We start from the raw sequence: 13789 nt of genomic DNA on the forward strand, positions 1-13789 counted from the left end.
CCCCCCCCCCCCCCGTGTTGGGGGGGTGTTGCTCCACCCCCCACAAGTCCGGGTTCTACACCACAAACAACCCAAAACCAAGCACCAATCTCAGTCCCAACCCACACAATTAAACCCATGAACCCCATCCGCGAAATCACCAAAGCCATCCGCGCCACCCTTACCCTCTGGCTCCTCGTCGCCATCATCTACCCGTTCACCATGCTCGCCATCTCCCAAGTCGCCTTCCCCTACCAAGCCAACGGCAGCCCCCTCAAAAACACCCAAGGACAAATCGTCGGCTCCGCCCTCATCGGTCAACCCTTCACCAGTGATCGCTACTTCAACAGTCGCCCTAGTAGCACCAGCTACAGCACGGCCAACCCCACCCAAGATACAGCAGGCATCCTCAAAACCGGAGTATCTGGAGCTACCAACATCGCCCCCAGCAACCCCGCCTTGCTCGATCGCATCAACGGCAAAACCGACCCCGATCCCAAAAAAGCGATCGCTGGCGACCGCCCCAGACTCCAACAAGCAGGCATCAAACCTACCGCTGACCTCCTCTATACCTCTGGTTCCAGCCTCGACCCCCACATCACCCCTGAAGCTGCAAGAGCGCAAATTCAACGCGTTGCGACAGCTCGCAAACTCCAACCCAATCGCATCGAATTATTAGTCGTTCAAAACACCGACGATCGCTTTGTGGGTATCTTTGGCGAACCAGGCGTGAATGTGTTGAAATTAAATCTCGCCCTAGACGCACTACGTTAATGCTCTACTTTGTGCAAACTATCCACTATTCACTCCCAACTCCCAACTCCCAACTCCCAACTAATTCATGCAAACTTATCGTCGCGGCAAACACAAAATTTTTATCGGCATGAGTCCCGGCGTCGGTAAAACCTATCGGATGCTCGAAGAAGGACATCGGCTCCGTGCCGAAGGAATCGATGTCGTCATCGGCTTGCTCGAAACCCACAATCGGGCTGAAACAATGGCCAAAGCGATCGGACTAGAGCAAGTACCCCGCCAGCAGATTATCTGGCAAGACGTCGCGCTGACCGAAATGGACGTACCCGCCATCCGCCGCCGCCAGCCGCAACTGGTATTGGTAGACGAACTAGCACATACTAATATCCCCGGTTCCGAGCGGGAAAAACGCTATCAGGACGTCGAACAGCTCCTTGGGGCGGGAATTGACGTTTATTCCACTGTGAATATTCAACATATTGAAAGCCTCAACGATACCGTCGCCCAGCTTACCGGTGTTGTCGTCCGCGAACGCATTCCCGATCGAGTCCTCGAAGCTGCCGACGAAGTTGTCGTCGTCGATGTCACGCCCGAAACCCTCCAAGAACGCCTCCGCGATGGCAAAATCTACGCTCCTGACAAGATCGATCGATCGCTGAACAATTTCTTTCAGCGGCGTAACTTGGCAGCACTGCGGGAGTTGGCACTGAGAGAAGTCGCGGATAATATCGAGGATGATACCGAGCAGGCGAATGGAGATGTGCTCGTCCCCGCCTCTTGCAACATTCACGAACGCGTGTTGGTGTGTATTTCTACATACCCGAATACGATCCAACTGCTGCGTCGGGGCGCGCGCATCGCTAACTATATGCACGCTCGCTTTTATGTGTTATTTGTCAACGAACCCGATCGCTTTTTGACCAAATCTGAAAGCCTACACATCGATACCTGTGAGCGGCTTTGTCAAGAATTTTGCGGGGAATTTATTCAAGTGCGTGCATACAATGTACTCGAAGCGATCGTTCAAACTGCCCAACAATATCGAATCACCCAAATTGTCATGGGTGAGAGTCAAAAATCGCGCTGGCAAACTTTTTGGAAGGGTTCGTTAACCCAACAGATACTCCGATTGCTAAAAAACGTCGATATCCATATCATCTCGACGAGTAAATCCGCTACAGAATAAATCGTTCTAGTAGTTCTGATGTTGGTACCATACACGTATCTCGCTTGCCAAATAGCGCGAATCGTTGCCGCGCAAATTCACTATAAGCCCAGTCGCGCAGCGGTTTGGGCATCGCGGTAAATGCGCCTAGCAATTGCCAACCACCATCAAGCCGAGATAATACTGCTAAAACCGCATCACTTTTGGTCAAAATTTTGTCTCCATCAACCAGCATTAGTGTCTGAATATCGATCGGATCTAAACCCTGCTGACGATAGAGTTGTTGCCCTAGTTCGGACTGAATCGGCGCAAATTTAAAAATCTGGTGACGATCGATCTCGATAACCAGATTGACTGCACTGTTACAAAAATTGCAGACTCCATCAAACAAAATCAGATTTCGATACATGGCGGCGCGGTCGATCGATAGTTTAATTATCTTTAATATTATGACTAACTTTCACTCGATTAAATAGGTCGATTTGGTGGAACTAGTCTGCTGTTGATGCTCCTGCCTTTTCGATGAGGATGAGAGTCAAGGCAATTTGCTGTAGATGTGTAAGATCTCGATCGCCAGCCGTAATAATTTCTGTCATTCTGCCAAATTTGCCATAACCGATTTTCAGATTGCCGATCGATTCAATTCGGTTCCACTTACCATATCCTAGCTTCAGATTTCCCACTGCAAGCCTCTTCGATTCACCGCCCCACCATCTTGGTTTTTCCAAACTAATTGGAATGTCGCCGATAGATAAGAGTGGTGAAAACCATCCTCTATAACCACATTCGCGACCATCGATCGTCGATACTCTTCCCAGCAGATCGTACACAACATAGATCGTACCAAAACTCTCAATCTGATAAGAGCTATTTCTCCCGATCGATATATGACCGACAGATTGCATCCAACCCATTAAACTATAATCGACTTTATAAATCATGTTAGTTAATAAATATCCAAATTAAAATAGAGGCCAATCTGAATGGAAAGTTAATCTAAATCCCTACTTAGAATGCCCTCGATCGTCCTGGTAACTGCCAAGGCTCGATCGGTATCGCCGCTATCAAGATAGAGTGCTTCGGCGTGACGATAAGCATCGATAATTTCAGCTCTAGGTAGATTTTTCTGCATTGCCAATTGCAGGGCAAAATCTTGCCAAATCTGCGGATCTTCAGGAAATTGGATAGTTTGGGATCGTAATGTGCCGAGCCGATCTTGTTTATCTTGCTTGCTCGCAAATATTGCCCCAGAGAGGTTTTTAATCTTTTCCTGTCCGGCTAATATAGCTTGGGCTTTCTCTGCTTGCAGCTCTTCCTCTGTCGGAATCGGGAGATTTTGTTGCAACTTATCTAAAATTGCCTTAGTCGAAAATCCTAACGTAGTTCTGACTACTAATAATAACTCTTGATGTTCTTCCCGTAAGGTGAGATTAGCGACCGTCCGGTATTCCTCCGAAGAGAATCGACTGAGCACGATCTTTTGTGGTTTAGCCGATTTATCATCCTGGTGTGCCTTTAAAGTGAGAAAGACTTCGACGGACATACCATCATGATTACGCTCGTCCAACTGCACATCAGCAATCCGATCGAACGGAATAATTTGAACTGAATTTCTACCAAAAATATTGGCAATATTAATAACAAATTGCTGCTGGACTCGATCGAAGATAAATGTCATGTAGCCACTATAACTGAGGATGTCCCAGGCGACCTTAAGCATGGCAGCTAGCCAGGAAATGAAAATAGTCACATTCAGAAATCCAGGCATGGATGTTCCCAAGACTGTTGAGAACATCGCTGAGATGATTATCGTTGGTACGAGCGTCCCGACAGGTACCGCCAGCATGACAAATAGGATCGATTCAATCCAGGCTCGCCTCATAATGCGATCGCGACTGGAGCGTGGCTGAAGAATTAGTTCGGTAGCACTATCGCTAACACTTTCATAGAGAGCATTATTAATAATAGTCATAGAAAAACCGTGCGGGCAATCGCAGATGAGATAGTCTTACTTTTCCCGAAAATCCGATCCTCCGCACAATTAATTGACTACAACTACTGGCATCAGTAATTTCAACTAAATTAACGATCGAAATCAAAGATCCGTAGATGCACTTAGATAGGTCTAAGATCGCGTGGGAATACTAGTTTCATCCCACTGAATTTGAAATTGAAGTTTGTAGGTACATTACCGAACTACAGCAATTTTGGGTTTGGAACTTTGAATTGCGATCCGATGGAATTAGAGCAGCAGACTAAGTTCGATCTACTAGTCCGACAATTAGAAAGATCGACACGGCAGCGGACAACTACTAAATATCACCTACAAGTCGCGGCATTAGCGACGATCGGCTATGGTTATATCGCCATCATTTGTCTGAGTGTCTTTAGCAGTTTATGGATGGTGCGGTGGCTGTTCGAGCTAACTCAAAACCGCTCGATCACCATCGATCCCCATCAATTATGGGTGCTATTTGGATTGGTGGCGATCGCCACGTTTTGGGTACAGCCGACACCATTGAGCGATCGCGAAATTCATCACACTGAGTTTCCCGAATTATTTGCAGTTATCGATCGCTTGAGTCGTGAGTTAAAGACGCCTAAAATTCATCATGTGGTAGTCAACTATGAACACAATGCGGCTATTTATCAGACGCCGCATCTGGGCTGGCAAGAATGGCACCAGAATTATCTGATCCTCGGCTTGCCCTTATTACAATCGCTGACACCCGCACAACTCGAAGCAACTTTAGCCCACGAACTCGGACATCTATCGAATCATGATAGTAGTTTTACTGGCTATATTTTCCGAGTCAGACGGATGTGGGAACAGCTCACCGCCGACAATAATTTATTTATTTTGCAGTGGTTCTTTCGTTGGTACGAACCGTTAATTAAAGCTTACTCATTTGTATCGGTACGCGATCGTGAATACGCTGCCGATGCCCTGGCAAAACGGATGACGAGTCCCGAAATTGCCGCAAACGATCTGATCCAAACTTATATTTATCAATATTATTTACAAGAGCATTTCAATCGCCAACTCGATCGCCAAGCCCAGGAATCGCCCACCCCACCGCCGGATGTGGTGACGCAAATGTTAGCCACATTGCGTCAACCCCTCGATCCACAAATCGCACAAGTCTGGCTGGGCTTGATTTTGGGACAGGCGACAGATACCGATGATACTCATCCCTGTTTGAGCGACAGGTTGGCGGCTGTTGGTTACCCGATCCCTACAGACTGGACGCCACAACCGATCGAATGTACGGCAGCGGAACGCTTTTTTGGCGACAGGTTGGCAGATCTAGCAGCCGAACTCGATCTTCAATGGGCTGAAAGTCGCAAATCTGCTTGGTTGCGTCAATATCACCAGGCGCGATATCAACACGAATATCTAGGCACCCTGAATTTTCAAGCGACAATTTCCCCGCTTACTATTAATGAAGCCACTATTCAAGCCGATCTCACTGGTAAATTAGCTGGCGATGCAGCCGCATTTCCTTTGTGGCAAGAACTGCTCGGCGCTCATCCCGATTGCGCTCGTGCCAACTATCAAGTTGGTAAAGAGCTTGTCAATCGGGGGCATTTCAGCGGCTGCACGTATTTAGAACGGACGATTGCCCTCGATCCAGATTTAGTCGTACCCAGTTGTGAGGAGTTGTATCGGTTTCACATGTTGGATGGGGATCTCGCAGCCGCAGAGACTTATTTGGCATGGCGACAACAACATTTGCCCAAACAATGGCGATCGAAATTAGAACGCACGCTCGCCGATACCGATCGATTTGTGCCTCACGATCTAGAGCCAGATTTAGTCGCCGAAATTTGTCGCAAGCTGGTGCCTTATTCGGCGATCGAGCGGGCATATTTAGTATGTAAACCACTCCAAGTATTCCCCGATCAACCGCTCTATGTCTTAGCCCTTAAACTTGCCAAACCAAGGTCGATCGATCTTCAAAAATTAGCACTAGCAGCCAATCTAGATCTCAACCTTGGCGATCGCCTGCGAATCGAACTTAACTTCGATCGCCAATTAGTCATCGCTTTCTTTGACGAACAGAAATCTAAGTTCACTCACGATCGAGACTGGAAATTAATCGAAAATATCCAAAAAACACCCAACGCTAACATCTTGTAACAAATCCTCAAAAAACGCAGTTTTTTAACTATCAATTATCAATTATCAACTATCAATTATTAAAATGTCCAAGCATCTCCAGCCCAGTTTTTTAAATCAGTGGTTACTAATCCAAGTTTGTGGCTCGATCGCACTCACAATCGCCACTCAAGCGATCGTCACTTTAGTCATCCTCATCTGTCACGTAGATAATCTACCCGCAATCTATTTGATGAGACTAATCGGTTGTTTACTAAGTAGTGCCATTCAAGGCTATTTACAATGGCAAATCCTCAAGCAATTTATCAAATCACTCGATCGTCGGTGGATGTACACCACGATCGCTGGATTACCGATGAATATTTTAAATTGGGGTTTAATTCATATCGGCATCAAAATATTTGAATTAGATGAAGATGGTACCGTCCTGATTATTTTGGCACTGATTGGGGCTGTTGTCGGTGGGATCAATGGTCGGCTGATTGGTAATTGGCAAAAGTCTCTGATCCAGCAAAGTCTGTACTGGCGATCGCTTTGGCATGATTGGGATCGCGAGCAATTACTCGCAGGTGCGCTCGGTGGCATTATCGCAGCGATAATTATTATCAGTTCGGTAGTCTTGTTTGGCTGGAATTGGATGTCATCACCGCTAGCAGCATTTATGTGTTCGATCGGCTTAGCTTCCATTTCCCAAGTAATGTATGGTTTTATTGTCGGCGATACGATTCAGGATGTATTCAAGCAAGCTAAATTAATCAAATAACTAATCAAATAACTCATCAATTATCTCGCAGCTCGGCTACGCCAACGATGGTAAGAGTTGTTTGGCAAAGTGGAGTGCCTCTGCGGGTGTCTCGATCTTACCAGTAATTCTCGCTAGTTGAATTTCAGTGAGTAATTTACCGATCTTTGCCGAGGGTGAAATCTCCAAAAATTCGACCAAATCGCGGCCATTGACTAATGGTGTGGGATGAGCAACTTGGTCTTGCAGATCGAGATAACGATCGATTAACGGCTCCAAATTAACTAATTCTACCCCAGCAGCAATTGCCCCTACCACCAAGATCGGAAAATTAAGATCGACGGCTTTAAACCAAAAATATTGTTCGGCCACAGACATCTGTACCCCTAATAATTGTGGTAAATAAGTAATGAGAGTAGTCACGATCTGAATTTCTGCCGAACTCAATGTTAGTCGCAACATTTGGGCTGTTGCTAACTCTAATTGTGGTGATAATAAGATGGTGAATTTACCAATCGCCCGCCTAGAAATCGAGATTGTCTCCCGTACGGATCGATCGAGTTCGCGACCGAGTGCAGGATAATCTCGATCGATTAATGCGCCCGCCCGATCGAATTTTGCCAATCGCTCCTCAATATCCGCGCAAATCGGAATTTCTAGCCAGCCTGTCAACAACTCGTCAGCCGCCATTGTCGCCAACCACGGACTACTATTCGGTGTTTGGAGCAAATAACGCAACTCCGCCAATACCCGTTCCGCCGCCACTGTCGTTAGCAACGGTACTAACTCCCGAATGGTCTGGTGCGTCTCGGATTCGATCGTAAAATTCAGTTGCGCCCCTTGGCGATAGGCTCTGAGCAAGCGCAACGGATCGTCAATGAGGTTGTCCCTAGAAATCATCCGCATCGTGCGCTGCTCGATGTCCTGAGTGCCATTGAATGGATCGATCGGCTGTCTTGTTTGAAGGTCATAAGCGATCGCATTGAGCGTATAGTCTCGTCGTGCCAAATCTCGATCGATACTCGCGCCATCCATCTGGGCGATATCTACCGTCAGCCCTGGAAACACCACCCGTGCAATCTGGCGTTCGGCATCGAGCAACACAAACCCCGCTTGGTATGTTGTCGCCAACTGTCGCGCCACCGCGACTGCCCGTTTGGGGATAACTAAATCTAGATCTAATTCCGCCCGTACCCGTCCGAGCAACCCATCCCGCACCGCTCCACCCACCACATAGATAGGTTTTGGTAACAGATCGAGATCGAATGGTAGATTCTCTAAAAATTGCATAGAATACTAGATATCGGTTAGTCCCTAACCCCTCATATCTTATGTGTATCTGCATCAATTGTGAGTATGTCGATCGCTGCACGACCTATCATGCGGTGGAAGAACAACACCAACAAGTACATCTGACCGCTGTGCCTGACTTTGAAGCGACTCAGCCCCAAATCAATGTGAATATTCGCACTCTCGATGATGGGGTCGAAATGGAATGGGATGTCGTCGGCTGTCTGAGTTTTGCCAAAGACAGCGGCAAATGGTCGCGCCTTCGCCCAGGTGAATTAATTCCGACATAAAGTCCGACATTGTAGAAACAACCAGGATCTGTAGGGGCGGGTTTATGGAATCACCTACGGATAATTATCAAGATCTAATTCAAACCCGCCCTCCCCAACTAATTATGCTCGATCGCGTAACTTCGCAATCCGACCATCAACGGGATCGTAAGTTAATTCGATCCGCAGATAATCCGGTGGTAGGTATGATAATCTTTCAGCCCACTCGATCGCCATAATCCCCAACTCGGCTTCGAGTCCCAACCAATAAGTTTCCAGATGTAGATCGTCAACCTCAGCAGACGTGAGCCGATAGAGATCGAGATGATACAACGGCAACCGACCGCCAAGATATTCATTAATAATCGTAAAAGTCGGACTGACAATCGCGTCGTCAATATTCAGTCCTTGGGCTAAACCCTGGACGAGGGTAGTCTTACCACTACCCAATTCGCCAGTCAATAACAACACGCTGCCGGCTGTCAACGATCGACCCAACTCTAAACCCAAGGCTTGGGTAGCATTTGCGGCTGGTAACTGGACAATTCGATCGATCATAGTGATGTTAGGGACTAGTGATGGAAGGCAATCGGGATCTCGATCCTCAAGCTGACTTCACATCACGGGCAATCGGTGCGACCTTCAAACTCCGATATGGTGCTGACTCTTGAGCGCGACGGTAAAAATGAATCAAGGCTTTAGCCAACCGACGGGGATTGTGACGGAGATAACGAGTAGTGGGATCTTCCTCCATCACATTCACCGAAAAGATACTGCGCCCCAATTGTTTGATATCATCTCGATCGAGCAACACAGGATAAGAATTTTCTTCCGAGTAATACTGCAAGCAGTCGGTAGACGGTGGTATCTTCTGTACCAACACGGCATCGAATAACTTGTGACCGCAAGCTCGATCGATACTTTCGATATGATCGGCAACGGTATAACCCGTCGTCTCACCAGGCTGAGTCATAATATTGCAGACATAAATCCGGGGCACTTGCCGCGCCGCAATGGCTTGGGCGATTTCGGGGACGAGGAGATTGGAAATGACACTCGTATAGAGACTCCCTGGCCCCATGATAATATAGTCCGCTTCTTTGATTGCGGCGATCGCGGCTGGTAAAGCCGGCGGATTGGCTGGAGAGCAACCAATTTCGACAATTTGACTCTCGGATTTGCCGATCGTCGATTCACCCTGAATCGTGCTACCGTTGGCGAGTTGCGCCCATAGAGTTACATCTGTCAGCGTGGCTGGCAATACCCGCCCGCGAATTGCCAAAACCTTGGAGCTAGCAACGACAGCTCGTTCCAAATCGCCAGTAATCTCAGACATTGCTGTCAAAAACAAATTACCGAAACTGTGACCCATCAAGCCATCGCCCGCTTCAAAACGATATTGAAATAGCTCGGTTAATAATTTTTCTTCGTCTGCTAACGCTGCAATACAGTTGCGAATATCGCCAGGTGGGAGCACACCAAAATCGCGCCGCAATCGCCCTGAAGAACCGCCATCGTCGGCAACAGTGACAATGGCAGTCAAATTCGCACTATACAGTTTCAGACCCCGTAGCAGCGTCGATAAGCCCGTACCGCCACCGATCGCCACGATTTTTGGCCCCCGATTGAGCCGGCGATTGTGCCAGAGCATGTCCAACAAGGTTTCGCCACCATCGGGACGGAGTACCTTACTAATTTCGCCGAGCGATCGACTATGTCCCCAAAACACCAAAAATAGGCCACAAGCCAGCACAATCGGACCGGACAAGTAGTTGGGAATCACTCTGGCCAAAAACTCAATCATCCGATCGACGAGCTGGAACAGCCAAAAAATCGGGGTCAACTTGAGCCAGATTGCCAAGCCCAAAATCGTCATCAGGACGCCAATATAGATTGTAAATAACCAGCGTTTGACAAAGATACCCGGCGATAACCACTGAAATATTCGCCGTAAACTGGAATATTTACCATCCTGTGACGGTAAAGTACTACTACCACGTCTTAAATTTCTGACTGCTCGTCTAAAGAGACCGATCGACATTATTTTTCGGGGTTAAAAAATAAGAGAATTTTCAAATTGATAGACAAACTTCAGATGAGTCAATCTTACAGGTACTCTGACGGATCGCAAAGGTTAATTGTTAATTTGGGATCGCGCGCTGGGTGCCATATATCTTATATGCCCATTTAATCCGACTATAATTGCGATCGTAAAGGTTAAATCTCTAGGTTCAGCCATATTACTCACGAGTAGACGCACAGTTCGAGCCTATTTTTGGTTAAATCAATGACAATTACTAAAATCCTGGGATTAGATCCAGGATTAGCCAGTCTGGGTTTTGGGGCGATTTCTGTTTCGACAGCGACTCGTCCACCGATAGCGACATTGATTGATTTTGGGATTATCCAGACTCCAGCGCGGACGGAGATTGGTTCTCGACTCCAGACGATCTATGATGACATGCACAGCTTATTAGACGAAATCCAACCGCATTTAGTGGCGATCGAGCAGTTGTTTTTCTATAAAATGGGCAATACGATCCCCGTCGCTCAAGCTAGAGGTGTGATTTTGCTGGTCATCGCCCAACATCAGATTCCGTGGGTGGAGTTTACCCCTGCCCAAATCAAACAAGCAGTTGCTGGCTACGGCAATGCCCAAAAGCCAGAAGTGCAAGCCGCAGTTGCCCGCGAACTCAGTCTCGACAAAATTCCCCGTCCTGATGATGCGGCGGACGCGCTAGCCACTGCACTGACAGCCTGGATGCAAATCGGTTGATATTGCTTGGGAGCTAGCCTGTAGAGATGGGTCAATTTATCGATCTGAAATATATATCTTAATTTTAATTAATTTTTTAAGATCGCGATCGACGCCTACCGATTGGGGTTTAATCCCATCGTTCGGGACGAGCGATCGATATAATTGATGAGGGCGGACGATTCCCAGTGGTAGGCTTTGCCAACGATGCTAGCTAATAAAAATCTCAGCACAAGATTATATGATTGCCAAAATTTCCAATCTCATCAATAATTTACTCACCTTTAATGTCTTTTTTGTATTGCTGAGTTTTATCTGGTTTCTCGTGGCGATCGCGGGCAACTATGCTCATATTCCACTCGGTCTACTAGTCTGGCAGAGCCTGTGGGAGCCATTATTTTTACCTGCGATTAGCGTTCTAATGGGCGGCGCAATTCTGAGCGGGACGATGAGTTATGTATCGAAAAATTTCGATCGATCGGTTTGATATCGCTCCTCAATCTGGAGCGAATTAGATACCAAGAATTTTTAATTGGATGCAGATGGTAGGTTACGGTACCACCATCTCGATCGAGTATGACTGCTAAATTGACTACCGATCGTCAGTTGGCGGTCATTTTTTTTGCCGATTTTGTGTCCCACCTAGCTCAGGAATGGCGATAATTGGCGGCACGATCGAAAGCGATCGAAATTAGTGCCAAATGCGATCGAGATCGCACTCGATCGAAATTCTGGCGATTAAGATCCAAAATAGCATCGCCACAAGAGATTCACACAAAATTGAGATCGGTGACAGGTTTTGTTGAAATTCTGGGCAATATAAAAATACCACCTGCTCGATCGCGTCCAGATCGATCGGCTCAGATCGCCACCGATCTAAGTGCCCAGCGCAGGGAATCGATCGCAACTACCTCATATTTGTCAACTTTATAAAAATTATGTAACTCTCGTCCATTGCAGCCCAATGGCGAAGTCTCTGAAACCCAAATCCTGAGTAACCGACAATGAATAAGCAGCCAAACCCCGATCGCTCCCTCATTCACTTCATGCTGCGAGCACAGCAGATCGCCCAGCAAGGTGGCCGATCGGATCGCGGTTATGCCATGTTGATCGTCTCGCTCGTCTCGATCGCCATGTTTAGCATGTTAGCTGCTTACATGACCATGACCAATTTGAGCAAGTCCTCGACCAATGCCTACGTAGATGGCACCAATACTTTCTATGCCGCCGAATCTGGATTGAACAAACGCGCGCAACAGGTGCGGGACAAATTCGTCAATTATTCCACGCCGACGGGTACTCAGATTGGCGGTACGACTTCTGTCATCTCAGCAGCCACGATCTCCAACTGCTTTACTGTCGCTCCTGGCGGTACACCTACCAGCAACGACTTTGAGTGTCGGAATTATTCCTTTAGGTACAACAACAATATCGCTGCCAGCAAGACCAGTCAAGGTGAGACTGTCATTAACGAGCAAAATGACAACCGCAATAGCATCAACTATGTCGCGTATACTTTCGTTGCTGACGTTACAAAATACACTGGTACCAGCACGCCCCAAACTCCACCGACAATCACGATCGGTTCGGACGAAACATTTGGTGGCTTGAGAGCGCAAGAATATCAATACACTGTCTACGCCACTGCTAATGCCAATCAAAACATAGCTTCGGGAATCACGTCAGAAGAGACTGCTGCTAAAGATCGCGAGAAGGTTCCGCCCTCGATGCTCCCTGGCGATCCCACACTGATTGCTTCATATGATAGCAAGCTCGCGGCAGCTAATGCTGCCAACAATGGTCGCGCCACCAGCAATACGAATACAAATACCGTCTTGCAGATGAACTTCAAGAGCCGGATCATTCCGATCTTTCAATTTGGGGCTTTCTACGATGGCGATTTGGAATTTAACCCCAGTCCGCCGATGACTTTTAATGGGCGACTGCATAGCAATGCCAATATGTATATGACCGCAGGTAATGCTACTACCTTGACGATCGATGGGATTGTCACTGCGGTCGGTAATATTTATAGTGGTAATCCTTCTCTAGTCAATGGTTATAGTGCTGGCGGACAAGTCTTGATTACCAAATCAAAATTACCAACTGTCACTCTAGCTTTACCGGCAAATGCTGCACCCACTAGCACTGCTGTCCCAGTTACTAGCTTGAGTCCTTACAATGCCAAGCTCAAAGATCGGACGACCCCGGTGACACGGTTGACATTACCGGATGCTGGATTATTGAGCAAGCTAGACCCAAATCAATCAGATGGAATTGGTGAGTATTATGGCAAGGCCGATTTGCGGCTAGAGATGTATCCAGATCGCGCGGTGCCATTTGGCTTCCAAGTCATCTCCAGTGGTACTGGCACAACGACCACAGGTGCGGGTGTCTGTAGCGGCGCGGGCAATGTCTTTAATAACACGACTACTAGTGTCAATACTGTCTCAGTCGGTCGCGGCAACTATAGCACTGCCAAATGTAACGACCTCAAGGAAGGTCAACTGCGGAGTCTGATGCAACCCGTACTAGTGCGTCCTCGGAGCACCTTAGAATACACTACTTTTTGTACAACGGCAGGTGCGGGTACTGCACCGCAAACATCAACAACGCCAGTCCCTATTGCGATCAAAATTAGTACGACACCCACCGATCTCGCTGTCAAAGAGCGAATTTTGGACGCGCTCGCTTTGACATTAGCCGCTCAATCTAC

Annotated in this window: 14 protein-coding genes and 1 pseudogene; 9 read left to right on the plus strand and 6 right to left on the minus strand. The window is 47.4% G+C overall.

Going from position 1 to position 13789, the window contains the following annotated elements:
- Positions 1–117: 117 nt before the first annotated feature.
- Together kdpC and RMO27_RS22900 are read left to right on the plus strand one after the other, a co-directional pair.
- Complete coding sequence (gene kdpC, locus RMO27_RS22895; RefSeq protein WP_309736844.1) at positions 118–753, plus strand: K(+)-transporting ATPase subunit C; 636 nt, start codon at positions 118–120, stop codon at positions 751–753.
- A gap of 67 nt (positions 754–820) precedes the next feature.
- A complete protein-coding gene (locus RMO27_RS22900; protein ID WP_309736845.1) occupies positions 821–1918 on the plus strand; it encodes a sensor histidine kinase KdpD in 1098 nt (365 codons plus the stop codon).
- Here the strand turns inward: RMO27_RS22900 and RMO27_RS22905 are convergent.
- From RMO27_RS22905 to RMO27_RS22915, 3 genes are all read right to left on the minus strand, one after another.
- The gene (locus RMO27_RS22905; RefSeq protein WP_309736846.1) at positions 1908–2306 is read right to left on the minus strand and encodes a thiol-disulfide oxidoreductase DCC family protein; all 399 of its coding nucleotides are present in this window, start codon (positions 2304–2306) and stop codon (positions 1908–1910) included. The two genes, RMO27_RS22900 and RMO27_RS22905, sit on opposite strands and share 11 nt — an antisense overlap.
- Positions 2307–2388: 82 nt before the next feature.
- Positions 2389–2838: a hypothetical protein gene (locus RMO27_RS22910; protein ID WP_309736847.1), complete on the minus strand. Its 450-nt coding sequence runs from the start codon at positions 2836–2838 to the stop codon at positions 2389–2391.
- A 50-nt stretch (positions 2839–2888) separates the two neighbouring features.
- Positions 2889–3869, minus strand: coding sequence for a hypothetical protein (locus RMO27_RS22915; RefSeq protein WP_309736848.1), 981 nt, complete (start codon positions 3867–3869; stop codon positions 2889–2891).
- A gap of 192 nt (positions 3870–4061) precedes the next feature.
- Between RMO27_RS22915 and RMO27_RS22920 the strand changes: the two genes are divergently transcribed.
- Together RMO27_RS22920 and RMO27_RS22925 are read left to right on the plus strand one after the other, a co-directional pair.
- Positions 4062–6038 carry a M48 family metallopeptidase gene (locus RMO27_RS22920; protein WP_309736849.1) on the plus strand — a complete coding sequence of 659 codons (1977 nt, stop codon included), beginning with the start codon at positions 4062–4064 and terminating at the stop codon, positions 6036–6038.
- 64 nt (positions 6039–6102) lie between these two features.
- Positions 6103–6780, plus strand: a complete 678-nt coding sequence (locus RMO27_RS22925) for a hypothetical protein (RefSeq protein ID WP_309736850.1) — start codon at positions 6103–6105, stop codon at positions 6778–6780.
- A 36-nt stretch (positions 6781–6816) separates the two neighbouring features.
- Here RMO27_RS22925 and RMO27_RS22930 read toward each other — a convergent pair whose 3' ends face one another.
- The gene (locus tag RMO27_RS22930; RefSeq protein WP_309736851.1) at positions 6817–8049 is read right to left on the minus strand and encodes a CCA tRNA nucleotidyltransferase; all 1233 of its coding nucleotides are present in this window, start codon (positions 8047–8049) and stop codon (positions 6817–6819) included.
- Positions 8050–8090: 41 nt separating this feature from the next.
- Between RMO27_RS22930 and RMO27_RS22935 the strand changes: the two genes are divergently transcribed.
- Positions 8091–8339 (plus strand): Ycf34 family protein, encoded by a 249-nt coding sequence (locus RMO27_RS22935; protein ID WP_309736852.1) that lies wholly within the window; start codon positions 8091–8093, stop codon positions 8337–8339.
- Positions 8340–8441: 102 nt separating this feature from the next.
- Here the strand turns inward: RMO27_RS22935 and tsaE are convergent, their stop codons facing one another.
- On the minus strand, positions 8442–8876 hold the full coding sequence (gene tsaE / locus RMO27_RS22940; protein WP_309736853.1) for a tRNA (adenosine(37)-N6)-threonylcarbamoyltransferase complex ATPase subunit type 1 TsaE: 435 nt from the start codon (positions 8874–8876) through the stop codon (positions 8442–8444).
- A 46-nt stretch (positions 8877–8922) separates the two neighbouring features.
- Positions 8923–10359 carry a YvcK family protein gene (locus tag RMO27_RS22945; RefSeq protein WP_309736854.1) on the minus strand — a complete coding sequence of 479 codons (1437 nt, stop codon included), beginning with the start codon at positions 10357–10359 and terminating at the stop codon, positions 8923–8925.
- A gap of 246 nt (positions 10360–10605) precedes the next feature.
- On the opposite strand from RMO27_RS22945, the gene ruvC reads away from it, so the two are divergent.
- The 4 genes and pseudogenes from ruvC to RMO27_RS22965 all read left to right on the plus strand — a co-directional run.
- Positions 10606–11094 carry a crossover junction endodeoxyribonuclease RuvC gene (ruvC, locus tag RMO27_RS22950; protein WP_309736855.1) on the plus strand — a complete coding sequence of 163 codons (489 nt, stop codon included), beginning with the start codon at positions 10606–10608 and terminating at the stop codon, positions 11092–11094.
- A 220-nt stretch (positions 11095–11314) separates the two neighbouring features.
- Positions 11315–11560, plus strand: coding sequence for a hypothetical protein (locus tag RMO27_RS22955; RefSeq protein WP_309736856.1), 246 nt, complete (start codon positions 11315–11317; stop codon positions 11558–11560).
- 176 nt (positions 11561–11736) lie between these two features.
- On the plus strand, positions 11737–12006 hold the full coding sequence (locus tag RMO27_RS22960) for a hypothetical protein (RefSeq protein WP_309736857.1): 270 nt from the start codon (positions 11737–11739) through the stop codon (positions 12004–12006).
- Between the two features lie 71 nt (positions 12007–12077).
- Positions 12078–13789, plus strand: a pseudogene (locus RMO27_RS22965) (hypothetical protein); the annotation flags it as partial.

The sequence above is a fragment of the Chamaesiphon sp. OTE_75_metabat_556 genome, from assembly GCF_031378165.1.
GTDB lineage: Bacteria > Cyanobacteriota > Cyanobacteriia > Cyanobacteriales > Chamaesiphonaceae > Chamaesiphon.

Excerpts from the sequence above, each read along its gene's own strand:
- kdpC (WP_309736844.1), top strand. The coding sequence starts at position 118 with ATGAACCCCATCCGCGAAATCACCAAAGCCATCCGCGCCACCCTTACC.
- RMO27_RS22900 (WP_309736845.1), top strand. The coding sequence starts at position 821 with ATGCAAACTTATCGTCGCGGCAAACACAAAATTTTTATCGGCATGAGT.
- RMO27_RS22905 (WP_309736846.1), bottom strand. The coding sequence starts at position 2,306 with ATGTATCGAAATCTGATTTTGTTTGATGGAGTCTGCAATTTTTGTAAC.
- RMO27_RS22910 (WP_309736847.1), bottom strand. The coding sequence starts at position 2,838 with ATGATTTATAAAGTCGATTATAGTTTAATGGGTTGGATGCAATCTGTC.
- RMO27_RS22915 (WP_309736848.1), bottom strand. The coding sequence starts at position 3,869 with ATGACTATTATTAATAATGCTCTCTATGAAAGTGTTAGCGATAGTGCT.
- RMO27_RS22925 (WP_309736850.1), top strand. The coding sequence starts at position 6,103 with ATGTCCAAGCATCTCCAGCCCAGTTTTTTAAATCAGTGGTTACTAATC.
- RMO27_RS22930 (WP_309736851.1), bottom strand. The coding sequence starts at position 8,049 with ATGCAATTTTTAGAGAATCTACCATTCGATCTCGATCTGTTACCAAAA.
- RMO27_RS22935 (WP_309736852.1), top strand. The coding sequence starts at position 8,091 with ATGTGTATCTGCATCAATTGTGAGTATGTCGATCGCTGCACGACCTAT.
- tsaE (WP_309736853.1), bottom strand. The coding sequence starts at position 8,876 with ATGATCGATCGAATTGTCCAGTTACCAGCCGCAAATGCTACCCAAGCC.
- RMO27_RS22945 (WP_309736854.1), bottom strand. The coding sequence starts at position 10,359 with ATGTCGATCGGTCTCTTTAGACGAGCAGTCAGAAATTTAAGACGTGGT.
- ruvC (WP_309736855.1), top strand. The coding sequence starts at position 10,606 with ATGACAATTACTAAAATCCTGGGATTAGATCCAGGATTAGCCAGTCTG.
- RMO27_RS22955 (WP_309736856.1), top strand. The coding sequence starts at position 11,315 with ATGATTGCCAAAATTTCCAATCTCATCAATAATTTACTCACCTTTAAT.